This window comes from Streptomyces flavusporus, assembly GCF_046267975.1.
GTDB classification, from domain to species: Bacteria; Actinomycetota; Actinomycetes; order Streptomycetales; family Streptomycetaceae; genus Streptomyces; species Streptomyces flavusporus.
In genome coordinates this window covers 1,228,617-1,249,262 of the sequence record NZ_CP176503.1, presented here as the reverse complement: position 1 = coordinate 1,249,262, position 20,646 = coordinate 1,228,617, and the positions used below count along the sequence as shown (strand labels likewise).

At 70.9% G+C, this 20,646-nt stretch carries 21 protein-coding genes; 7 read left to right on the top strand and 14 right to left on the bottom strand.

Translation table 11 applies throughout. The features are described 5' to 3' along the window. Positions 1-3: 3 nt before the first annotated feature. The 4 genes from katG to rox all read right to left on the bottom strand — a co-directional run bounded on the left by katG (position 4) and on the right by rox (position 4,841). Positions 4-2,220 carry a catalase/peroxidase HPI gene (katG, locus tag ACKTSN_RS06305; RefSeq protein ID WP_409468175.1) on the bottom strand — a complete coding sequence of 739 codons (2,217 nt, stop codon included), beginning with the start codon at positions 2,218-2,220 and terminating at the stop codon, positions 4-6. Between the two features lie 33 nt (positions 2,221-2,253). Continuing rightward, the gene (locus ACKTSN_RS06300; protein WP_409468174.1) at positions 2,254-2,691 is read right to left on the bottom strand and encodes a Fur family transcriptional regulator; all 438 of its coding nucleotides are present in this window, start codon (positions 2,689-2,691) and stop codon (positions 2,254-2,256) included. Between the two features lie 105 nt (positions 2,692-2,796). Then, a complete protein-coding gene (locus tag ACKTSN_RS06295; protein ID WP_409468173.1) occupies positions 2,797-3,216 on the bottom strand; it encodes a TOBE domain-containing protein in 420 nt (139 codons plus the stop codon). Positions 3,217-3,371: 155 nt separating this feature from the next. Further along, positions 3,372-4,841 (bottom strand): rifampin monooxygenase, encoded by a 1,470-nt coding sequence (gene rox / locus ACKTSN_RS06290; protein ID WP_409468172.1) that lies wholly within the window; start codon positions 4,839-4,841, stop codon positions 3,372-3,374. Between the two features lie 418 nt (positions 4,842-5,259). On the opposite strand from rox, the gene ACKTSN_RS06285 reads away from it, so the two are divergent. Continuing rightward, a complete protein-coding gene (locus ACKTSN_RS06285; RefSeq protein WP_409468171.1) occupies positions 5,260-5,940 on the top strand; it encodes a hypothetical protein in 681 nt (226 codons plus the stop codon). A 178-nt stretch (positions 5,941-6,118) separates the two neighbouring features. After that, entirely contained in the window at positions 6,119-6,763 is a 645-nt protein-coding gene (locus ACKTSN_RS06280) for a sigma-70 family RNA polymerase sigma factor (protein ID WP_409468170.1), read from the top strand. Positions 6,764-6,836: 73 nt separating this feature from the next. Here ACKTSN_RS06280 and ACKTSN_RS06275 read toward each other — a convergent pair whose 3' ends face one another. From ACKTSN_RS06275 to ACKTSN_RS06255, 5 genes are all read right to left on the bottom strand, one after another. Continuing rightward, positions 6,837-7,793: an ATP-binding protein gene (locus ACKTSN_RS06275; RefSeq protein WP_409468169.1), complete on the bottom strand. Its 957-nt coding sequence runs from the start codon at positions 7,791-7,793 to the stop codon at positions 6,837-6,839. Between the two features lie 127 nt (positions 7,794-7,920). After that, a complete protein-coding gene (locus ACKTSN_RS06270; RefSeq protein ID WP_409468168.1) occupies positions 7,921-8,328 on the bottom strand; it encodes a hypothetical protein in 408 nt (135 codons plus the stop codon). 73 nt (positions 8,329-8,401) lie between these two features. After that, positions 8,402-9,574 (bottom strand): GTP-binding protein, encoded by a 1,173-nt coding sequence (locus ACKTSN_RS06265; RefSeq protein ID WP_409468167.1) that lies wholly within the window; start codon positions 9,572-9,574, stop codon positions 8,402-8,404. 6 nt (positions 9,575-9,580) lie between these two features. After that, positions 9,581-9,751 carry a 50S ribosomal protein L32 gene (gene rpmF / locus ACKTSN_RS06260; protein WP_409468166.1) on the bottom strand — a complete coding sequence of 57 codons (171 nt, stop codon included), beginning with the start codon at positions 9,749-9,751 and terminating at the stop codon, positions 9,581-9,583. Between the two features lie 127 nt (positions 9,752-9,878). Further along, positions 9,879-10,232 (bottom strand): winged helix-turn-helix transcriptional regulator, encoded by a 354-nt coding sequence (locus tag ACKTSN_RS06255; RefSeq protein WP_409468165.1) that lies wholly within the window; start codon positions 10,230-10,232, stop codon positions 9,879-9,881. Positions 10,233-10,375: 143 nt separating this feature from the next. Here ACKTSN_RS06255 and ACKTSN_RS06250 point away from each other — a divergent pair, with 143 nt between their 5' ends. Then, positions 10,376-11,026 (top strand): FMN-dependent NADH-azoreductase, encoded by a 651-nt coding sequence (locus tag ACKTSN_RS06250; RefSeq protein WP_409468164.1) that lies wholly within the window; start codon positions 10,376-10,378, stop codon positions 11,024-11,026. A 65-nt stretch (positions 11,027-11,091) separates the two neighbouring features. Here ACKTSN_RS06250 and ACKTSN_RS06245 read toward each other — a convergent pair whose 3' ends face one another. Genes ACKTSN_RS06245 through ACKTSN_RS06230 form a run of 4 tightly spaced genes read right to left on the bottom strand, consistent with a single transcriptional unit; the run spans position 11,092 to position 15,045 of the window. Next, on the bottom strand, positions 11,092-11,619 hold the full coding sequence (locus ACKTSN_RS06245; protein WP_385272239.1) for an NUDIX hydrolase family protein: 528 nt from the start codon (positions 11,617-11,619) through the stop codon (positions 11,092-11,094). Positions 11,620-11,643: 24 nt separating this feature from the next. Further along, positions 11,644-12,789, bottom strand: coding sequence for an amidohydrolase family protein (locus tag ACKTSN_RS06240; RefSeq protein WP_409468163.1), 1,146 nt, complete (start codon positions 12,787-12,789; stop codon positions 11,644-11,646). Position 12,790: 1 nt separating this feature from the next. Beyond that, positions 12,791-14,194 (bottom strand): glutamine synthetase family protein, encoded by a 1,404-nt coding sequence (locus ACKTSN_RS06235; RefSeq protein WP_409468162.1) that lies wholly within the window; start codon positions 14,192-14,194, stop codon positions 12,791-12,793. A 38-nt stretch (positions 14,195-14,232) separates the two neighbouring features. Beyond that, entirely contained in the window at positions 14,233-15,045 is an 813-nt protein-coding gene (locus ACKTSN_RS06230; protein ID WP_409468161.1) for an SAM-dependent methyltransferase, read from the bottom strand. Positions 15,046-15,226: 181 nt separating this feature from the next. Between ACKTSN_RS06230 and ACKTSN_RS06225 the strand changes: the two genes are divergently transcribed. The 4 genes from ACKTSN_RS06225 (at position 15,227) to ACKTSN_RS06210 (ending at position 19,264) form a co-directional block, all read left to right on the top strand. After that, positions 15,227-16,099 (top strand): Cof-type HAD-IIB family hydrolase, encoded by an 873-nt coding sequence (locus ACKTSN_RS06225; RefSeq protein ID WP_409468160.1) that lies wholly within the window; start codon positions 15,227-15,229, stop codon positions 16,097-16,099. A 131-nt stretch (positions 16,100-16,230) separates the two neighbouring features. Next, positions 16,231-16,671, top strand: a complete 441-nt coding sequence (locus tag ACKTSN_RS06220; protein WP_409468159.1) for a CBS domain-containing protein — start codon at positions 16,231-16,233, stop codon at positions 16,669-16,671. Between the two features lie 377 nt (positions 16,672-17,048). Further along, positions 17,049-18,098: an ArsB/NhaD family transporter gene (locus ACKTSN_RS06215; RefSeq protein ID WP_409474752.1), complete on the top strand. Its 1,050-nt coding sequence runs from the start codon at positions 17,049-17,051 to the stop codon at positions 18,096-18,098. A 188-nt stretch (positions 18,099-18,286) separates the two neighbouring features. After that, positions 18,287-19,264, top strand: a complete 978-nt coding sequence (locus ACKTSN_RS06210; protein WP_409468158.1) for a Dyp-type peroxidase — start codon at positions 18,287-18,289, stop codon at positions 19,262-19,264. On the opposite strand, the gene ACKTSN_RS06205 is transcribed toward ACKTSN_RS06210, so the two are convergent. Then, complete coding sequence (locus ACKTSN_RS06205; protein ID WP_409468157.1) at positions 19,228-20,532, bottom strand: serine/threonine-protein kinase; 1,305 nt, start codon at positions 20,530-20,532, stop codon at positions 19,228-19,230. The genes ACKTSN_RS06210 and ACKTSN_RS06205 overlap by 37 nt on opposite strands. Positions 20,533-20,646: the final 114 nt, after the last annotated feature.

The window sequence follows — 20,646 nt, the reverse complement described above, 5'->3', positions numbered from 1 at the left end:
GGATCAGACGAGGTCGAACCGGTCCAGGTCCATGACCTTGCTCCACGCCGCGACGAAGTCGTTCACGAACTTCTCCTTCGCGTCATCGCTCGCGTAGACCTCCGCCAGGGCGCGCAGCTCGGAGTTCGAGCCGAAGACCAGGTCGGCGCGGGTGCCGGCCCACTTGACCTCGCCTGTGGCCGCGTCGAGGCCCTCGAACGTGGTCTGGTCCTCGGACGTCGCCTTCCACGTCGTACCCAGGTCGAGCAGGTTGACGAAGAAGTCGTTGGTCAGAGCGCCGGGCGTGTCGGTGAGGACGCCGAGCGGCGACTGCTGGTGGTTCGCGCCCAGGACGCGCAGGCCACCGACGAGGGCCGTCATCTCGGGGGCGCTCAGCGTCAGCAGGTTCGCCCGGTCGAGGAGCAGGTACTCGGCGGGCAGCCGGTTGCCCTTGCCGAGGTAGTTGCGGAACCCGTCGGCGGTCGGCTCGAGCGCGGCGAACGACTCCACGTCCGTCTGCTCCTGCGAGGCGTCCACGCGGCCCGGCGTGAAGGGGACCTCGATGTCGAAGCCGCCGTCCTTGGCGGCCTTCTCGATCGCGGCGCCGCCGGCGAGCACGATCAGGTCGGCCAGGGACACCTTCTTGGCGCCGGAGTTGAAGTCCCGCTGGATGCCCTCCAGGGTGCGCAGCACCGTCGCCAGCTGGTCGGGCTCGTTGACCTCCCAGCCGCGCTGCGGCTCGAGGCGGATGCGTGCGCCGTTGGCGCCGCCGCGCTTGTCGCTGCCGCGGAAGGTGGAGGCCGACGCCCAAGCGGTGGACACCAGCTCGGAGACCGAGAGGTCCGAGTCGAGGATCTTGGCCTTGAGCACCGCGATGTCCTCGGCGTCGATGACCTCGCCCTCCGCCTCGGGCAGCGGGTCCTGCCACAGCAGGGTCTCCTCCGGGACCTCCGGGCCGAGGTACAGCGACTTCGGCCCCATGTCGCGGTGGGTCAGCTTGTACCAGGCGCGGGCGAAGGCGTCCGCGAATTCCTCCGGGTTCTCGTAGAACCGGCGGGAGATCGGCTCGTAGATCGGGTCGAAGCGCAGCGACAGATCGGTGGTCAGCATCTTCGGGCGGTGCTTCTTCGACGGGTCGTGCGCGTCCGGGACGATCTCCGGGGCGTCCTTGGCCACCCACTGGTGGGCGCCGGCCGGGCTCTGCTCGAGCTCGTACTCGTACTCGAAGAGGTTCTTGAAGAACCCGTTGCTCCACTGGGTCGGCGTGGTGGTCCAGGTGACCTCCAGGCCGGACGTGATGGCGTCCCCGCCCTTGCCGGTGCCGTAGGTGCTCTTCCAGCCCAGGCCCTGCTCCTCCATGGAGGCGGCCTCGGGGTCGTTGCCGACGTGGTCCGCCGGGCCGGCGCCGTGGGTCTTGCCGAAGGTGTGGCCACCGGCGATCAGGGCGACGGTCTCCTCGTCGTTCATCGCCATCCGGCCGAACGTCTCACGGATGTCGCGGGCCGCGGCGATCGGGTCCGGGTTGCCGTTCGGGCCCTCCGGGTTGACGTAGATCAGGCCCATCTGGACCGCGCCGAGCGGGTTCTCCAGCTCCCGGTCGCCGGTGTAGCGCTGGTCGTCGAGCCAGGTGGTCTCGGGACCCCAGTAGACGTCCTCCTCCGGCTCCCAGACGTCCTCGCGGCCACCGCCGAAGCCGAAGGTCTTGAAGCCCATCTGCTCCAGGGCGACGTTGCCGGTGAGGATCATCAGGTCGGCCCAGGAGATGCTCTGGCCGTACTTCTTCTTGACCGGCCACAGCAGACGGCGCGCCTTGTCGAGGTTGCCGTTGTCCGGCCAGCTGTTGAGCGGGGCGAAGCGCTGCTGTCCGGCGCCGGCGCCACCGCGGCCGTCGCTGGTCCGGTAGGTGCCCGCGCTGTGCCAGGCCATACGGATCATCAGCGGGCCGTAGTTGCCGAAGTCGGCGGGCCACCAGTCCTGCGAGGTGGTCAGCACCTCGGCGATGTCCCGTTTCACGGCCGCGAGGTCAAGGGCCTTGAACGCCTCGGCGTAGTCGAACTCCTCGCCGAGCGGGTTGGCCACGGCGGGGTTCTTGGCGAGGATCTTCAGGTTGAGGCGCTCCGGCCACCACTGGCGGTTGCCGCCGCCCTGGGTCGGGTGCGGGGCGCGCCCGTGCGCGACCGGGCAGCCACCTGCGGTCTCCGCCTTGGGGTCGGTGACGATTGCATCGGGGTTCTCAGCCATGGGAATCCTTCCGGACTTGGGGGATCACGGTGCTCAAGTACTGCGGTGGGTGGAACAGCCGGGGCACACGCCCCAGTAGATGACCTCGGCCTCGTCGATGGAGAAGCCGTGGTCGTCGGACGCGGTCAGACAGGGGGCCTCGCCGCGCGCGCAGTCGACGTCGGCGACGGCACCGCACGACCGGCAGATGACGTGGTGGTGGTTGTCCCCGACGCGCCCCTCGAACCGGGCCGGACTTCCGGCCGGTTCGATGCGGCGTACGAGTCCCGCCGCGGTGAGCGCGTGCAGGGCCTCGTACACGGCTTGGAGGGAGACATGGCCGACGCGATCGCGCACGCCGGAGGCGATCGCCTCGACGCCGAGGTGGTCACCGGCCCGGACGGTCTCGAGCAGCGCGACACGGGCGGCCGTCACCCGCAGGCCGGCACCGCGCAACTCCTCGGCGGTGGTCGGGGGCCGGGATGAGGTCACGCCGCCGAACCTACCCTCAAGAACACGAACGGTTCAAGAAAACGAATGGTTCTAATTTTGTGGCGTGTTGTGCGCGCTCCTCCGTCGCTCCGGCCGCCGTTCGGATCAGTCGACCGCGAGCGAGACCTCCGTCGCCTTGATCAACGCGACGACGGGGGAGCCCGGTTCCAGGCCGAGGTCGGCGACCGCTTCCCTGGTGATCGCGGAGGTCAGCTCACCGCCTTCCGTCGCGATCCGTACGGAGGCCATGGCGCCGCCCGTCGTGATCTCCCGCACGGTGCCGCGCAGCCTGTTGCGGATGGACAGGCCGTCCACACTGCCGGTGGCCAGGGCGACCTCCGTGGACTTGACGAGGGCGCGCACGGTGGACCCCTCGGCCAGACCGAGGTCGCGCACCGCCTCCCGCGTGATTGCCGCGGTGACGTCCTGACCTCCGTCGAGGCGGACGGTCACGGTCGCCATGGCCTCGCCGGTGGTGACGGCGGTGACGGTGCCGGGTAGTTGATTGCGGATGCTCAGGCTCACGATGGAACACCTCGAAAGGGATGTATTTCTCGGATCATGGCATAGTGCAGCCTTACGGTAGCCCCGTCAGCGCTGTCCGAACGGGTACGACGACCCAGTTGGGGCTGAGGGCGTGCCCTCTCCCTCTCCCGCCCTTTCGAGTCACCACCGCACGCTCAGCCGGCGGCAGCGCCGAACCACTTGGGCAGCCTGCCGAGCAGATCCTGCTGGTCTTCACCGACCCATGCCACATGGCCGTCCGGCCGCAGCAGCACCGCGGGCACGTCCAGTTCCTCGCTGACGTCGACGACGTGGTCGACCCGGTCTGCCCAGCCCGCCACCGAGAGCCGGCCGGTCTGGTCGAGCAACAGCCCGCGGCCGCCGTGCATCAGCTCGTAGAGGCGCCCCCGCTTCAGTTTCACGTCCCGCATCCGCCGGCCGAGCAGTTCATGGCCCTCGCCGAAGTCGTAGCGGACCCCCATCGCGGTGATCTTCTCGATCAGGTACCGGTTCACCTCCTCGAAGTCCATGAGCTCCGACACCAGTCGGCGCACCGCCTGGGGGCCCGGCTCGGTGGACATCAGCTCCATCTGCGCGCGGGTGTTGTCCAGCACGTCGGCGGCCACCGGGTGCCGTTCGGTGTGGTAGCTGTCCAGCAGCCCGTCCGGTGCCCAGCCGTTCACCTCGGCGGCCAGTTTCCAGCCGAGGTTGAACGCGTCCTGGACGCCGAGGTTGAGGCCCTGCCCGCCGGTCGGCGGGTGGATGTGCGCCGCGTCGCCGGCCAGCAGCACCCGGCCGACCCGGTAGCGCTCGGCCCGCCGGGTGGCGTTGCCGAAGCGGGACAGCCAGCGCGGTGAGTGCACGCCGAAATCGGTGCCGGCGACCGCCCGCAGCTGTTGCTTGAACTCGTCGAGGGTCGGCGGGATCGTACGGTCCTCGGCCAGCCCCTCGGCGGGTACGACGACGCGGTGCACCCCGTCCTCCCCGAAGGGCGTGGCGCCGAACCGCTTCTGGGTCTTGTTGACCTCGGCCACCACGGCGGCCAGTTCCTCCGCCGGTACGGCCACCTCCATCTCGCCCAGCAGTGTCTCGACCGTGGAGGGCTCGCCGGGGAAACCGACGCCGAGCAGCTTGCGCACCGTGCTGCGGCCGCCGTCGCAGCCGACGAGGTAGCGCGAGCGCAGCCGCGTGCCTCCCCCGCCGGCTACGCCCCCACTGGCGGGGGTACCCCCATTGGCCAGCTCGACGGTGACCCCGTGGTCGTCCTGGCTCAGCCCGACCACTTCGCATCCGCGCCGGATCTCGGCGCCGAGCTCGGTGGCGCGCTCGGCCAGCAGGCGGTCGGTGGTGGGCTGCGGGATGCCGAGAACGTAGCCGTGCGCGGTGTCCAGCCGGTCGGGTGCGGGCTTGGCGATGGCGGCGAAGAAACCGCCGAGCGGGTACTGCTTGCCGTGCGCGAGGAACCGCTCCAGCAGACCGCGCTGGTCCATCACCTCGATGCTGCGCACGTGCAGGCCGAGCGCGCGGACATACCTGGTCGGCTCCGCCTCCTTCTCCAGTACGACCGCGTGCACGCCGTGCAGCCGCAACTCACCGGCCAGCATCAAGCCGGTCGGTCCGCCGCCGGCAACGATCACGTCAATCATGAAATCCCCCCATTCAACAAGGTTGTCGGTCAGCTGCTGCGCGCAGTCCGGACGGGCAAAGCACACGCACTTTGCGAATCCCTGATTTCCGCAGGTTCTGACCTCGGCCGGAGATTTTGCAGCACGCCCCGGGCCTTGCCGCAAGGCCCCCCGTGCGCTATACGTTGAGAGTGGCAAGGAGTGGGTAACCTCCTTGCCTTTCCCGTGTGTTGTCTGCTCATGTGTTGTCTGCTGTGGACGGACAAGCTCCTCCCGTGCGATTCCCCCCGAAGTGATGACGCTCCCCGACGGCGGCAGCGGGGCCGCGTCCGGCATGTGCGTGTGGCTCGTATCACATGGCTCGGATTGAGTCGCGGACCCCGCCGATTTCCGTACCAACCGGTGACACCGGGACGCCGGATGCAAGGATGAGGCCGTCATGACTGCTGGGTGGTGTTCTCGCACGGTTCGGGCCGCGGTGTTCGCGGCCGTCTGTGTGCTGCTCGCCGCCCTGGGTCACGTACTGATGTCCGGCAGCCATGTGCCCTGGTGGGCGCTGGCCGGCGGCGCCGCCGTGACCGCCGCCGGGGGTTGGTGTCTGGGGGGCCGGGAACGCGGGCTGCCGCTGATCGTGGCCGTCGTGGTCACCGCCCAGACGGCGCTGCACTCGGCGTTCTCCCTCGCGCAGTCGGCGACCGGGGGACAGCACACCGTGCCCTCGGACGCGGGTGCCGTGGGCCACGACATGTCCGCCGCGCACATGTCCTCGATGCATATGGGCTCGATGCCCATGCACTCGATGGACGCCATTGACCTGGGCCACACCGCGGGTCACGCCATGGGCGGCTCGTCCTCGTTAGGGATGATCGCCGCCCACCTGCTGGCCGCACTGCTGTCCGGCCTGTGGCTCGCCCATGGCGAGCGTGCCGCCTTCCGCATTCTGCGCGCCGTGGCCGGATGGCTGGCGGCGCCGCTGCGGCTGCCGCTCGCCGTGCCCGCCCCGCCGCACGCCCCCCGCCCGCGGCCGTGGCGGCGCAGTTCGGCACGGTCACCGCGCCGACTCCTCCTCGTCCACGCGATCACCTCGCGGGGTCCGCCCCTGGGGACTGCTGTCGTCTGACGACAGCCGGCCTCCCGAGGCAGCCCCGAGGCGCCTCGGGCCACGGTCGTACGCCCGCGCGGGCATCCGGACGCCCGCAGGGTCCCGTACGGCCTGAATCCCCACTCGCCGGATCCTGCCCGCAGCGTGCCTGTGCGCGCCGCCGGTCGGGCTCCCGGATGACCGAGAAGGACACCAGGTGATCACTCCTGCCCTGCCCGCCTCGTACGAGAAGCGACGCGAGACGTTCCGCGCGCGAACCGAGGACCACGGGACCGAGACCGCCGACGAGTCGATTACCGCCTGGGTGCTCGCCGCCCGCGGCGGCGACCCGGACGCCGTCGACCACTTCGTCCGTGCCCTGCACCGCGACGTCCTGCGCTACGTCGCCCATCTGTGTGCCGACCCCCAGGCCGTCGACGACCTGGCGCAGGACACGTTCCTGCGGGCGCTCGGCAGTCTGCACCGCTTCGAGGGCCGCTCCTCCGCGCGCGCCTGGCTGCTGTCCATCGCCCGTCGTGCGGTGATCGACAGCTACCGGTACGCCTCCGCCCGGCCGCGCCTGAGCGACGTACCGGACTGGCGGCTGGCAGTGGAGCTGGCCCAGCCGCGCGATCTGCCGGGCTTCGACGACGGCATCGCCCTGCTCGACCTGCTCGAAGCGCTGCCGGAGGAGCGCCGGAAGGCGTTCGTCCTCACCCAGCTGCTCGGGCTGTCGTACGCGGAGGTCGCCGAGCTGACCGACTGCCCGGCCGGGACGGTCCGGTCCCGGGTCAACCGGGCCCGCACCGCGCTCATCGACCTGCTCGCCGCGGCGGACGAGCCCGCCCCGCTGGCCGCCTGAGCGACGACCAAGGGTGCCGACGCCCGCCGTGCAGGCGGCCGTCGGCACCCTTGTGTGCGTGCGGTGCGGCCGGTCAGGCGAAGGCCGCCGGCGCCGGGCCGTGCCGGAAGTCGGGGTCGACCTGGGCGGTGAGGTCGTGGCCGGTGGCGTCGTTGGCCCAGGCGGTGGCGTTGCGCAGGTGGAACTCGACGGCGTGCCGCTGGAAGGTCGCCCAGTCCTTGGGGCGGGCGTCCACCGCGGCGCGCAGCCGGTCCAGCGCACGGGCGTTGTGCGGCTCCAGCTCGCCGTGCCCGCGGCCCTGCTCCTGGGCCCGGACCCAGGCGGACTGCTCGCAGTGGGCGACCAGGTCGTCGCCGACGTGCAGCCGGAGGAAGTCGAGGTCGTCCTCGCCGGTGACCTTGTTGCCGACCACGCCGATCGGAATGCCGAACTCGGCGGCGTGGTCGCGGTACTGGCGGTAGACGGAGACGCTCTTGCGGGTCGGCTCCACCACCAGGAACGTCATGTCGAAGCGGGTGAACAGACCGGAGGCGAAGGCGTCGGCGCCGGCCGTCATGTCGACGACGACGTACTCGCCGGGGCCGTCCACCAGGTGGTTGAGGTAGAGCTCGACCGCGCCGAGCTTGGAGTGGTAGCAGGCGACGCCGAGATCGCTCTCGTCGAAGGCACCGGTCACCATCACCGGGACCTCGCCCACCCGCTGCACGTGCCGGGCGTGGATCTCGTCGTCGCCCAGCAGCCGCAGCAGCCGTGAGCCGCGTCCCGCCGGGGTCGTCTTGACCATGGCGTCGCGGGAGACGATCCGCGGGTTGGTGCCGCGCAGGTAGTCCTTGATCTCGCCGGTGTGGGCGCTGAGCGGCGGGGCGGCGAACATCTCCTCCTCGTCGAGGCCGAGGGCGTACGCCAAGTGCTGGTTGATGTCGCCGTCGACGGCGACCACGGGTGCCCCCGAACGTGCCAGCCGGCGGGAGAAGAGGGCGGACAGAGTGGTCTTGCCACTGCCGCCCTTGCCGACGAACGCCACACGCATCGCTAACCGCTCCTATTGGAAATGGATGTCGTCTCCATAGGGTGGAGAGGTCAGGGTGGGGTGTCAAATCGGCGGGCACCCAACTGGCCTGCGACACACGTGAGTTGGGCGCTGTGCGGCCGCTGGTTCAGGGGAGTCGGAGCAGGTTGATCCGGTACTCCTCCACCTGCGGCAGCCGCTGGGCCTTGAGGCCGCTGAGCATCTCCTGATACGCCGCCGGCAGTTCGTCGTACATCGTGGTGGGGAGGCTGGTGAGTGTGTGGGAGGCAAGCAGTCGGGTCCCCGGTCGCCAGTCGGTGAGTTCGGTCAGGGAGTCGGCCACCCACCGATCGAACAGGCTGGTGCGCAGGACCGTACCGATGAGGCTCGGTCCGTTGTCGAAGCGGGCGAAGTCGTAGTCGATCGAGGCCACGATCTCCTCGGCCCGGGCGTCGCGCAGTGCGGCGTCCTTCTTGCGGCTTTCCACCGCGCGTCCGTACAGCGGGATGAGCAGGGTCTCCTGAACCGTGCCCAGACGTACACCGTGCTCTGTCATGGCAGTCTCCCGTTTCGGTGTCCGTACCGGGTCGGGCGGTGCCGTGGCTGCGTCCACCGCCCGACCCGGGGTCTCAGGTCCCCGCCATGGCGGCGGAGTGTTCGTGGTCGCAGGCGTCGTCGATGCCGTAGGTGTCCCAGGCGGGGAACGGGTCGTCGGACGGCGGTTCCTCGCCGTCGTGCATCAGGCACTCGGCCAGTGCGATGTGCAGGGCATCGGCCTTCAGCTCCGTACCGATGAAGACCAGTTCCTGAGCGTACGGGGCCTCCTCGTCGCGTGCGGCGGACGGCTCGAAGCGGGCGACGGAACCGGCCTGCGACCACAGGCCCGTCACCTGCGGGCGGCTCGCCAGGGTGAAGAAGCCCTTGGAACGCAGAATCCGCCCGTGGTCGCCGCCGTCCAGCTCCTGGGTCACGAAGGTCCACAAACGCCCGGGATGGAAAGGCAGTTCGGAGCGGAACACGGTCGAGGAGATGCCGTACTCCTCCGTCTCCGGAACATGGTCCCCGTTGAGCTCCCGGACCCAGCCCGGCGCCTGCTGGGCGCGCTCCAGGTCGAACAGGCCGGTGTCCAGGACCTGTTGGAGGTCGACCCGGCCGTGGGTGGCGGGGACGACGCGGGCGGCCGGGTTGAGGCGCGCCAGGGTCGCCCGCAGCCGGTCGGCGGTGGCGGCGTCCACCAGGTCGAGCTTGTTCAGCACGATGACGTCGGCGAACTCGACCTGGTCCATCAGCAGGTCGCTGACGGTGCGCTCGTCGTCCTCGTACTGGTCGAGGCCCCGCTCGACGAGTTCGTCGCCACTCGCCAGCGCTGCCAGGAAGTTGGCCGCGTCGACGACGGTGACCATGGTGTCCAGACGGGCCAGATCGCCGAGGGTGGCGCCGTCGTCGCGGGCGAACGCGAAGGTGGCGGCCACCGGCATCGGCTCGGAGATGCCGGACGACTCGATCAGAAGATGGTCGAAGCGGCCCTCGCGGGCCAGCCGGTCGACCTCCTCCAAGAGGTCGTCGCGCAGGGTGCAGCAGATGCACCCGTTGGTCATCTCGACCAGCCGCTCCTCGGTGCGCGACAGCGCGGCCTCGCCGCCGCGCACCAGCGCGGCGTCGATGTTGATCTCGCTCATGTCGTTGACGATCACGGCGACGCGCAGTCCCTCGCGATTGGCGAGGACGTGGTTGAGCAGCGTGGTCTTGCCCGCCCCGAGGAAACCGGACAGGACGGTGACGGGCAGTCGGCCGTACGGCATTCTCGCTCAGCCCTCGGGGCGCAGCAGCCCGCGCTCGTACGCCTTGACCAGGTTCTGCGGCACGAGGTGGCTGACGCCCTCGATCGTGACCGGCACGAGCTGCGGCGTCCTCGCCTTCCACTGGGCGCGGCGGTGGCGGGTGTTGCTGCGGGACATCTTCCGCTTGGGGACGGCCATCGGGATCCTTCCTGGGTGCGTTCGTCACTCCCCCCGGGGGGAGTGACGCAGACGCTATATGAAAATGGATCCCATTACCAATTGGGTTGGCCTCCTGTCGGCGGGGTTGGCCGGTCGAGTAGGTCGGCTAACAGGGTCCGCTGTCCGGTAGGTGTCTCTCCGCCCAGTCCCCGAGTTCCTTGAGGGCGGGTTCCAGGGCGGCCCCGGATTCGGTCAGCCGGTACGAGACCCGTAGCGGCGGGCCCTCGTCCACCTCGCGCACGACGAGCCCTGCGGCGCCGAGTTCGGTGAGTCGGTCGGAGAGCATGCGCTCGCTGATCCCGGGGATCGCCCGGCGCAGGTCGGTGAAGTGGGCCGACTGTTCGACGAGCACGGACACGATCGGGCCGGTCCAGCGCTTTCCGAGCAACTGGAAGACGCGGGTGATGCCCTTGTCCACCCGCTTGCACGTCCCGGCGTCATGGCTCTGCTCGACTGTCATGCCTTCAGGGTACTGTGTCGCCGTGCGGGGATGAAAAAAAGTAAGTCCCTGTGTTATTGATAGTTGCACACGAAGATTTAGCACGGCGGGCGCCTTGCCACCCCGCGGGCGCCGGCCGATTCACCGCTCTTTGGAGACCCTTGATGGCCACGTTGCTGCACATCGACTCGTCCGTGTTCCCCGCCTCCGCCTCCGCCTCCCGGGCCGTCGCGGAGACCTTCCGCAAGGCCTGGCAGGAGCAGCACCCGGAGGGCACCGTGATCTACCGCGACCTCTCCGCCCACCCCGTCCCGCACATCACCGCCCACGCCCACACCGCCGGCTTCGCCGCTCCGGACGCGCACACGCCCGAGCAGGCCGCCGCCTTCGCTCAACGCCTCGAGCTGATCGAGGAGCTGGAGCGGGCGGACGCGGTGCTGATCGGCGCCCCGATGTACAACTACTCGATCCCGTCCACCCTCAAGGCCTGGCTGGACAACGTGATCCTCCACGGCCGCACCGCGGGCGAGAACCCCTCCGCCAACGGCACCCCGGTCACCGTCGTGGCCAGCCGCGGCGGCTCCTACGCGCCCGGCACCCCGAAGGAGGGCTACGAGTACGTGCAGAACTACCTGACGGCGATCCTCGCCGACATGCTCGCCCTCGACGTGGACTTCATCGTCCCGGAGCTCACCGCGGCCCCGCACAACCCGGCCATGGCCGAGCTGGTGCCGCTCTTCGAAACCTCCCGCGAGCGCGCCCTCCAGGACGCGGCCACCAAGGCGAAGACGCTCGCCGAACGCCTCGCCGCGTAAGGGGCCCGGTCCAGTAACGGCGCCCGGCGCCCGCGCGGTGTCGCTGCGGGGGTCCCGGGCGTCGTTCAGAACGCGAGACCGACGTGGGCGAGTGCCTGCTTGAGGAGTACGCCGTGACCGCCCGGCATCTCGCTCTGCACCGCCGGGGAGGCCGCCTCCTGCGGGCTGAACCACACCAGGTCCAGGGCATCCTGACGTGGACGGCAGTCGCCGGTCACCGGGACCACGTAGGCGAGGGACACGGCATGCTGACGCGGGTCGTGGTACGGCGTGATGCCCTGGGTCGGGAAGTACTCGGCGACCGTGAACGGCTGCAGGGAGGCCGGGACCCGGGGGAGTGCCACGGGGCCGAGGTCCTTCTCCAGGTGGCGCAGCAGGGCGTCGCGGACACGTTCGTGGTGCAGCACCCGGCCGGAGACCAGGGTGCGGCTGACCGTTCCGTCCGGTCCGATGCGCAGCAGCAGGCCGATGCTGGTGACTTCACCGCTGTCGTCGACGCGCACGGGCACCGCCTCGACGTACAGGATCGGCATGCGGGCGCGCGCCATCTCGAGCTCGTCGGTCGTCAGCCAACCGGGCGTGGTTTCGGTCATGTCAGACATTGCTTGATCATACTTTCAGGTGTCGTCGGAAAACCGGTAGACCCGGAGGGCGTTCTCCCGCCCCGCCCACTGTGCGATCCGCAGTGCGTCGGGCAGGCTCAGCTCGTCGGCGTCCACCCGCTCCCGCAGCAGTCCGGCGAGGCCCTGCCGGAAGGCCAGCGCCCCCAGCGGGAAGAACTCGGCCACACCGTAGGCGTCGGAGCTGTACAGCAGTTTGCGGAACGGGGTGATCTCCATCGCCTCGGCCAGGACCGCCCGGGCCCGGCCGGGACCGACGTAGTGCAGGGTGAGGCCGACGTCGAAGTACACCTGCTCGAACACGGCTGAAAGGTAGGCAGCCTGGCGCTGGTACGGCCAGCAGTGCAGGAGCAGGACCGGGACCGTGCCGGCGGTCAGGTGGAGCCAGTCGGTCAGGTGGGTGGGGTCCGCGCGGTGCAGCCGGATGTCGTTGTCCCCGAAACCGGTGTGCAGCTGGAGGGGGAGGCCGAGTTCGACGGCCGTCCACAGCAGGTGCCGTACGAGGACGGGGTCGTCCAGTCGCCCACCCCCTGTCGCCGACCAGCGTCGGGCCGCCGCGGTGACCTCCTCGGCCGTGGGCCGCGCCGGGTCCAGGTCGAAGCCCGTGCGGTACGCGGCCACCGACTTCACCGCCACCACACCCGGCCGCCCCACCGCCTCCCACGCGGCCGCCCGGAACGTCTCGGCGTACTCGTCCGGCTCGACGCCCGCCACCCCGACCGCCTCGGCGACGCTCTCCAGCCGTACGACCTCATGCGCGACGGCGCCGCCACCGGCGGCCCCGGCCAGCTCCCCCGGTGTGGTGAGGCCGTCCGGGGCGTACCCGGTGTCGACGCAGAACACCTCCGTCCCCGCCGCGGACAGAAACCGTCGGTTCACCTCCGCCGCGCCGAGCTCGGCCCGGCGGGCCAGGTAGTCCTCGGCGGGGGCGTGCCGCGGCAGGTCGAGCAGGGGTGCGCAGTAGCGGCGGACGGCGACGCCGACGGGACTGTCGAAGGGGGACATGCCCGGCCACACCTCGCCCTCGGTGATCAGCGACTCGAAGCGCCGAGTGGTCACATCCCCGGTGACCACGCCGTGGCAGTGGTGGTCCACCAGGGGCAGCGCGGCGAGCTCCTCCTCGATGGGGCCGGTGCCGCTCATGTCAGTACGTCCAGCGGTACGCCGCCGCCACCTGGGCGTCGTCCAGTCCGGCGACGGAGGCGATCTCCCCGCGCCGTACGGCGGTCACCGCATCGGCCAGGACCGGTCCCAGCGCGGCCCGCAGCCGCTCGTCCCCGGTGAACTCCGCGACGGCCTCGTCCAGCGACACCGGCAGCCGGCGCACACCCCGGGCCGCTGCCTCCTCGGCGTCGAGCCGTGCCGGATCCCCGCTGGTCTCCTCGGGCAGCGCCGCGGACGTGGACAGGCCGTCCAGCCCGGCGGCGATGACGCAGCCGAGCGCCAGATAGGGGTTGGCGGCCAGGTCGACGGGCTTCACCTCCAGGTTGGCCGCCTGGTCGCGCAGCCCCGCCGTGCCCATGATGACCCGCACCGCGGTCTCCCGGGTCTCCCGGCCCCAGGCGGTGAACACCCCGGCCCACTGGGACGGTCTGAGCCGCAGATAGCTCGCCGGGCTGGGCGCTGTCACCGCCGTGAGGCCCGGCAGGTGGGCCAGGATCCCGGCCGCGAAGGACTCGGCGTCGGCCGTCATGCCGTACCGGCGGTCACCGCCGGAGTGCAGGTTGACGCCGTCGCGCCAGGCGGAGAGATGGAGGTGGCCGCCGTTGCCGACGCCTTCGGCGGACACGGCGGGGGCGAAGGAGACCCGCAGCCCGTGCCGCCGGGCCACCGCGCGGATGGTCTGCCGTACCAGCACGCTGCGGTCGGCCGCCGCCACAGGGTCCAGCGCGCCCACTGAGATCTCGAACTGCCCGGCCGCGTACTCGGGATGGACCTGGTCGACGTCCACGCCCTGCGCCGCACAGGCCACCAGCAGATCGGCGGTGCAGTCGCTCAACTCGATCTGCCGGGTGGCACCGTACGCGGGCCCCGACACCGCCGGGACGAACTCTCCGTCGGGTGCCGAACCCAGCCCCACCGCCCACTCGATCTCGACGGCCGCCCGGAAGGCGATGCCGTGCTGCCGCGCCGCCTCGGCGACGACCCGGCGCAGAAACGTGCGGCTGCACGCCAGGTGCGGCTCGCCGTCCTGCGTGATCCGGTCCACCGGGGCCCACGCCCAGCCGGGCTGCCCGGCGAGCACGGTGAGCCGGTCCAGGTCGGGGTAGAGACGCAGATCGCCGTCGGGGGAGCCGAGCACGTCCGTGGAGACGATGGAGTCGTTCGCCAGGAAGGTGTCGAACACCGGCGACATGCCGACGCCCCAGGCCGCGGCCGCGGCGAGCCTGGCGGTCGGGATCGTCTTCACACGGGTGATGCCCGCGGTGTCGACGTAAGCCAGCACGATCCCGTGCACGCCCCGCCCGGACAGTTCGCCGCTCAGCGCGGTGGCCTGCTCGACGTCACCGGGACGCCCGCCCGGGACGGGGTCGGCAGGGGTGGTCATACGTCCTCCAGGGCTGCCTCGGTGGGTGCGGGCCCGGGTCAGGGTTTCACGGCCACCGCGCCGAACTGCGGTACCACGACGGGGGCGTGGAGATCGGATCGCCACTGCGAACACGACACGAGCCCCGGTTCGATCAGCTCAAGACCGTCGAAGAAGGAGGCGATCTCGGCGCGGCTGCGGGCGGTGATCGGCGGGGTGGCGTTCTCGTTCCAGAACTTCATGGCCGGGATCTGGCCCTCGCCGCCCAGTTCGGCCTCGTGGGTGGGGTGCGTCAGGACCAGGAAGCTGCCGGAGGGGACCGCGGCGATGACGCGGCGCGCGATGTCCCGCGCCTTGTCGGTGTCCAGGACGAAGTTGAGGATGCCCAGCATCATGACCGCGACGGGACGCGTGAAGTCCAGGGTGCCCGCGGCCCGTTCGAGGATGGTGTCCGGGTCGTGCACGTCCGCGTCGATGTAGTCGGTGACGCCCTGAGGCACACCGGTCAGCAGCGTGCGGGCGTGGATCAGCACGATGGGGTCGTTGTCGACGTACACGATCCGCGACTCGGGGGCGATCCGCTGGGCGATCTCGTGGGTGTTGTCCGCCGTGGGCAGCCCGGTGCCGATGTCCAGGAACTGCCGGACCCCGCGCTCCTCGGCCAGGAACCGCACCGCCCGGCCCAGGAACTCGCGGTCCGCTCGGGCGATGTCCCGGATCAGCGGGAACATCGACGCGACCTGGTCACCGACCCGGTGGTCGACCTCGTAGTTGTCCTTGCCGCCGATCCAGTAGTTCCAGACCCGCGCGTTGTGCGCCACAGAGGTGTTCAGCCGTGCCGTACCCTCCGCCGGGGTGGGGGCCTCGCTCACGTCTCGTCCTCTCCTCGACCGAACCGCCGCCGTCGTCGTCGCCATTGTGCCGCGCTCATGATCAGCTTGTCCCGGGAATCGGGGCAGCTGGACCTCGTGGGGGCCACGGAACGCTCCCGGTTAGGGTTGACGGCCGTACCAGGAACGACAACAGGCGCGGCCGCGCGCCCAGGAACAGGACATGCCCTACTCCCACTCGCCCCTGCCCACCGCGTCCGACTCCCTGGCCGCCGCCCCCGCCGACATCAGGCTCGTCGTCACCGACATGGACGGCACTCTGCTGGACGACGACAAGCGGACCCCGGCCGGACTGTGGGAGGTCCTGGACCGGCTGCGCGAGCGCGGAGTGCTGTTCAGCCCCGCGAGCGGCCGCCAGTACGCCACGCTGGCACGGGAGTTCGCCCCGGCGGCGCAGGGGATGGTGTTCATAGCGGAGAACGGCACCTACGTCGTGCGCGACGGCATGGAGCTGAGCTCCGACCCGCTGGAGAGCGCCGTCGTCACCGAGGTCGTCGAGGCGGTACGGCGGCTCGCGGCCGGCGGTGTCGACGTGGGGGCCGTCGTCTGCGGCAAGCGGTCCGCGTACGTCGAGCGGACCGACGCGGCCTTCCTCGCCGAGGTGCGCAGGTACTACGTCGAACACCGGACCGTCGAGGACGTCACCGCCGTCGACGACGACATCCTCAAGGTCGCCCTCTACGACTTCGGCCCCGTCGAACGCACCACGGCACCGGCCCTGCACCGCTTCACCGCCACCCACCAGGTCGTCGTCTCCGGTGAACACTGGGTCGACATCATGAACCCCACCGCCAACAAGGGCGCCGCCGTCCGCCGGCTCCAGCGCGAACTCGGCATCACCCCCGCGCAGACGCTGGTCTTCGGCGACTACCTCAACGACCTGGAGATGCTCGACGCCGCCGAGTGGTCCTTCGCCATGGCCAACGCCCATCCGGACGTCATACGGCGCGCCCGCCACCTGGCGCCGTCCAACAACGACAACGGCGTGCTGCGCACCGTCTCGCGTCTGCTGGGACTGCCCGCAGCGGAGGGCTGAATCGCCCCGACGGGGTCGGCGCTCCGGACCGCACCGGCGGTATCGTCGCAGGTGCGGCCCCCGTCTCCGGCCTGCGGCGAAGGCGGCGGACGCCGAGACGGGAGCGATACGTACGCGCGCGTGACCTGGCGGTGGAGTACGAGACGGTCGGCCTCGACAGCGACGCCCTGGACGCCGCACGGCTGATGGCCGAGCACCGGTTGCCGGCGATGCTGGTGCTGGACGAGCGGGGCGCACCGAAGGCGATTCTGCCCGCCTCCCAGATGATCAAGATCCTGGTCCCCGGCTATGTCGTGGAGGACCCCACACTCGCCGCCGTCGTCGACGAGCGGCACGCCGACCGGCTGTGCGAGGCGCTGAAGGGCCGCACGGTGCGCGACTGCCTGTCCACCACGGCGCCGCCCCCGGCCGTCGCCGCGCCCGACGACACCACGCTGGAGGTCGCCGCCCAGATGGCCCAGGTCCGCAGCCCGCTGGTGGCCGTCGTCGACAAGGACGCGCCGGGCGGCCGGCTGCTCGGCGTGATCACCGCCTCCCACCTGCTGGAACGCCTGCTCGCCGCGGCGACGTGAGCCGCGGTGCCGCCGGGCTCCGGCAGCGTTCCGGCAGGTGGCCGCGCAACGCATGGTGTTAAGAAGGCAGTGTCAAGGACCGATGGGGTTCCCGCCGGTGTGCCGGGAAGTCGAGTCGGCGGGATCACCCTGTCTTTTGAACCCTCCCCCAGCTGAAGGCAGGGGGATTCCTGGCTCACGGCGCTCGGTCCCTCAGCGAAGGTCCGAGTCTTACCCGATCAGCACCAGCCGGGTTGGAACCAGCCCGGTTGCCCCGAAAGACAAGAAGTTGCACGTGCTTGGCTCTCGCGACGCGCACAGCTCATGTTACCCGATCGTCTGGGCGGTCTTTCGCCTTGGAGGCGAAAGACCGTTCTGCCCTGCCTTCGGCATGAGTCCTGGCGATCTGGGCGGTGAAGCGGGCGAGGGCCCGTCCCTACCGGGTGATGGCCATGCTCGTCGTGATCACGGCGGTGGCCTCCGCGTTGCTGGACAACGTGACCACCGTCCTGCTGATCGCCCCCGTCACGCTGCTGGTCTGCGAACGCCTGGCGCTGCCCGCCGCGCCCTTCCTGATGGCGGAGGTCTTCGCGTCCGACATCGGCGGCACCGCCACCCTGGTCGGCGACCCGCCCAACATCATCATCGCCAGCCGGGCCGGGCTGACCTTCAACGACTTCATCATCCACCTCGCCCCCGCGTCGGCGGTGCTGATCGTCGTGCTGTTGCTGCTGTGCCGGGTGATGTTCCGCAGGAGCTTCGTGTACGACGAGGAACGCGCCGCCGAGATCATGGCGCTGGAGGAGCGGGAGGCCATCCGGGACCCGCGTCTGCTGGTGCAGGGGCTGGTGGTGCTGGCGCTGGTCGTGGCCGGCTTCGTCCTCCACCCCGTGCTGCACTACGAGCCCGGCATCGTGGCCCTCCTTGGGGCCGGTCTGCTCGTCGCGATCTCCACGGCCGAGGCCGGCGAGGTGCTCGGCGAGGTCGAGTGGCCGACGCTCGCCTTCTTCGCCGGGCTGTTCATCATGATCGGCGGGCTGATCGACACCGGTGTCGTCGACGAGGTGTCCGGGGCCCTGGCCGACGCGATCGGGACCAACGAACTCGGCGGCTCCATGATCATGCTGAGCGCGTCCGCGGCCTTGTCGGGCGTCGTCGACAACATCCCGTACGTCGCCACGATGGCCCCGATCACCGCCGAGCTGGTGGAAAACATGGGCGGTGCCCCGGACCACGTCATGTGGTGGGCTCTGGCGCTCGGCGCCGACCTCGGCGGCAACGCCACCGCGATCGGTGCCTCGGCGAACGTCGTCGTCCTGGGCATCGCCGAACGCAACCGCCAGCCCATCTCCTTCTGGCAGTTCACCCGGTACGGCCTGGTCGTCACCGCGGTCACGGTGGCCCTGTCTCTCGGTTATGTGTGGCTGCGGTACTTCGCCCTGTCCTGACCCGCGGCTGCGCAGCCATGCGTCCCGCTCCGCTGAGCGAAATAGTCCATGACGAATCGTCAGATTTGCCCGCTTCCTGAGAAGTTGGGCGACCAAGTCCCGGCCCGGTGTCGCCGGGCGTTCGGTTGGGCATGGTGACTGGTGCTCCATCGGCCGCTCGGGCCGTGGTACGTCGTTGAGGGGGAGCCATGTCGTCGCCGGTTCCGTCGGCCGATGGCCGGCCGCAGCCGCTGCTCGGCCCGTTGACCAGCGCCGCGGTCTTCCTGGTCGTCACCGTCGAACCAGGCGGGGAGACCGTGGCGCGGGAGCTGCTGGCGGGGCTCGCCGGACAGAAGCGGGCCTTTGGCTTCCTGCATCCCGACGGCGGGCTCTCCTGCGTCGCCGGGGTGGGGGCCCGGGCCTGGGACCGGCTGTTCGGCGCTCCCCGGCCCGCCGCGCTCGAGCCGTTCCGCGAGCTGGCCGGGCCACGGCACCACGCGGTGTCCACGCCGGGAGACCTGCTGTTCCACATCAGGGCGAACCGGCCGGACCTGTGCTTCGCGCTGACCGCCGAGATCATGAAGGGGTTGCGCGGGTCGGCCACGGTCCAGGACGAGGTCCATGCCTTCGCCTACTACGACGCGCGCAACCTCCTCGGCTTCGTCGACGGCACCGAGAACCCGGTCGGGCACGAGGCCGCCGACGCGGCGCTGGTCGGCGACGAGGACCCGGACTTTCGCGGCGGCTCCTACGCGGTCGTGCAGAAGTACCTGCACGACGTGGACGCCTGGGAGCGGCTGCCGGTCGAGACCCAGGAGAAGGTGATCGGCCGCACCAAGGCGACCAACGTCGAACTCGACGCGCCTGGTTCCCACAAGGACGTCAACACCGTCATCGGCCCGGACGGGACCGAGCAGCACATCCTGCGCGCCGCGATGCCGTTCGGCCGGCCGGGACACGGCGAGTTCGGCACGTACTTCATCGCCTACGCCCGTGATCCCCGGGTGACGAACACGATGCTGGAGCGGATGTTCCTCGGCACCCCGATCTCGGGGCCCGATCCGCTGCTGGACTACTCCCGGGCGGTCACCGGAACCCGGTTCTTCGTCCCGTCGGCCGACTTCCTGCGCGCCATACCGGGGGACGGGGGTCAGCCGTCCTCCTCCTTCTTCTCGTCGTCGGAGTGAGGCCTGCGCTCCTTTTTGTCCTTCGTGGCGTCCTGCCGTTCGTCGCCGCCGGTCTCCTCGGGCGTGGGCGTGGGCGTGGGCGTCGGCGTCGGCGAGGTCGGCGAGGGCTGCACGGCCACGGCGGGGGAGGGTGTGGCCTCCGTGGGGGTGGGAGCGGTGGTGCCGGTGACGTCCGTGCCGGAACGCTCCGCCGAACTGTTGTCGGGTGAGAACCACACCATGCCCACCAGCATCGCCGCCACGAAAAGCGCCACTGCGCCGGCGATCGCTGTCACCCGGGGCCGCCGCGTGAGCGTTGCGCGGACGCCCGGCCGGCTCCGGCGTCCTGTCGGGTGGGCCCGGGGCGTGTGCCGGGAGGAGGACGGCAGCATGTACGTCGTCGCCGGGCCGGTCTCCGTGCTCGGGGGCTGCCCCGCGCGCGCCGGTGCCGGCGTGGCCGCGGGCAGCGGCTCGGGACGGCCCTGCCAGGCGCCCGAGGCGAACCAGTCGGCGACTTGCGCCGCACCCGGCCGCTGCTCGGGCTGCTTGGCCAGCAGGCCCAGCAGATAGCTCTCGAAGGCGGGCGGGAGGTCGGCGCCGAGCTGCCGCGGCGGTGTCGGAGTGGCGTCGAGGTGCTGGTGCAGGATGGCGATCGCGGTGTCGGCCTGGAACGGCGGGCGCCCGGTGAGCAGCTGGTAGAGCACACAGCCCAGGGAGTACACGTCACTCGTCGGACCCGCCGGCTGCCCCAGCGCGCGTTCCGGCGCGAGGTAGAGGCTGGTGCCGACGATCTGTCCCGTGGCGGTGAGCGCGGCCGCCGGGTCGTCGAGGAAGCGGGCGATGCCGAAGTCGCCGATCTTCAGGGTGCCGTCGGCGTCGAGGAGCAGATTGGCCGGTTTGATGTCCCGGTGGACGATGCCCTGTTGGTGGGCGGCGTCGAGCCCGGCGGCCGCCTGCGCGGCGATGCGGGCCACCCGGTCGGCGGGCTGCGGCCCGGCGTCGGCGAGCACCCGGGCCAGGCTGTCGCCGTCGACCAGCTCCATCACGAGGAACAGCCGGTCGTCGTGCGCGCCGAAGTCCAGAACGCCCACCACGTACGGGTGATGGAGCCGTCCGGCGGTCTGCGCCTCCAGTCGGAAGCGGGATGCGGCGGTGGGGTCGGAGTCCTGGGGCAGCAGCAGCTTGACGGCGACCGGTCTGCCGAGCGTCTCGTCGTACGCACGCCAGACCTCTCCCATCGCGCCCCGCCCGATCGGATCGTGCAGCTGGTACCGGCCCGCTATGAGCACCTGTGTTTCATCCTCATGCTGTGTGACGTCTCGACGCCGCAGGCCGCAATTCGCCGCTCTGTCGCGGTTGATGGTGGGGGGATGCCGCAGCTGCCACAGCGTACCGGTCGCGGA

Bases quoted from the DNA above. Each gene is read 5' to 3' on its own strand.
- katG (WP_409468175.1), bottom strand. From the start codon at position 2,220: ATGGCTGAGAACCCCGATGCAATCGTCACCGACCCCAAGGCGGAGACC.
- rox (WP_409468172.1), bottom strand. From the start codon at position 4,841: ATGATTGACGTGATCGTTGCCGGCGGCGGACCGACCGGCTTGATGCTG.
- ACKTSN_RS06285 (WP_409468171.1), top strand. From the start codon at position 5,260: ATGACTGCTGGGTGGTGTTCTCGCACGGTTCGGGCCGCGGTGTTCGCG.
- ACKTSN_RS06275 (WP_409468169.1), bottom strand. From the start codon at position 7,793: ATGCGTGTGGCGTTCGTCGGCAAGGGCGGCAGTGGCAAGACCACTCTG.
- ACKTSN_RS06270 (WP_409468168.1), bottom strand. From the start codon at position 8,328: ATGACAGAGCACGGTGTACGTCTGGGCACGGTTCAGGAGACCCTGCTC.
- ACKTSN_RS06265 (WP_409468167.1), bottom strand. From the start codon at position 9,574: ATGCCGTACGGCCGACTGCCCGTCACCGTCCTGTCCGGTTTCCTCGGG.
- rpmF (WP_409468166.1), bottom strand. From the start codon at position 9,751: ATGGCCGTCCCCAAGCGGAAGATGTCCCGCAGCAACACCCGCCACCGC.
- ACKTSN_RS06255 (WP_409468165.1), bottom strand. From the start codon at position 10,232: ATGACAGTCGAGCAGAGCCATGACGCCGGGACGTGCAAGCGGGTGGAC.
- ACKTSN_RS06250 (WP_409468164.1), top strand. From the start codon at position 10,376: ATGGCCACGTTGCTGCACATCGACTCGTCCGTGTTCCCCGCCTCCGCC.
- ACKTSN_RS06245 (WP_385272239.1), bottom strand. From the start codon at position 11,619: ATGACCGAAACCACGCCCGGTTGGCTGACGACCGACGAGCTCGAGATG.
- ACKTSN_RS06240 (WP_409468163.1), bottom strand. From the start codon at position 12,789: ATGAGCGGCACCGGCCCCATCGAGGAGGAGCTCGCCGCGCTGCCCCTG.
- ACKTSN_RS06235 (WP_409468162.1), bottom strand. From the start codon at position 14,194: ATGACCACCCCTGCCGACCCCGTCCCGGGCGGGCGTCCCGGTGACGTC.
- ACKTSN_RS06225 (WP_409468160.1), top strand. From the start codon at position 15,227: ATGCCCTACTCCCACTCGCCCCTGCCCACCGCGTCCGACTCCCTGGCC.
- ACKTSN_RS06210 (WP_409468158.1), top strand. From the start codon at position 18,287: ATGTCGTCGCCGGTTCCGTCGGCCGATGGCCGGCCGCAGCCGCTGCTC.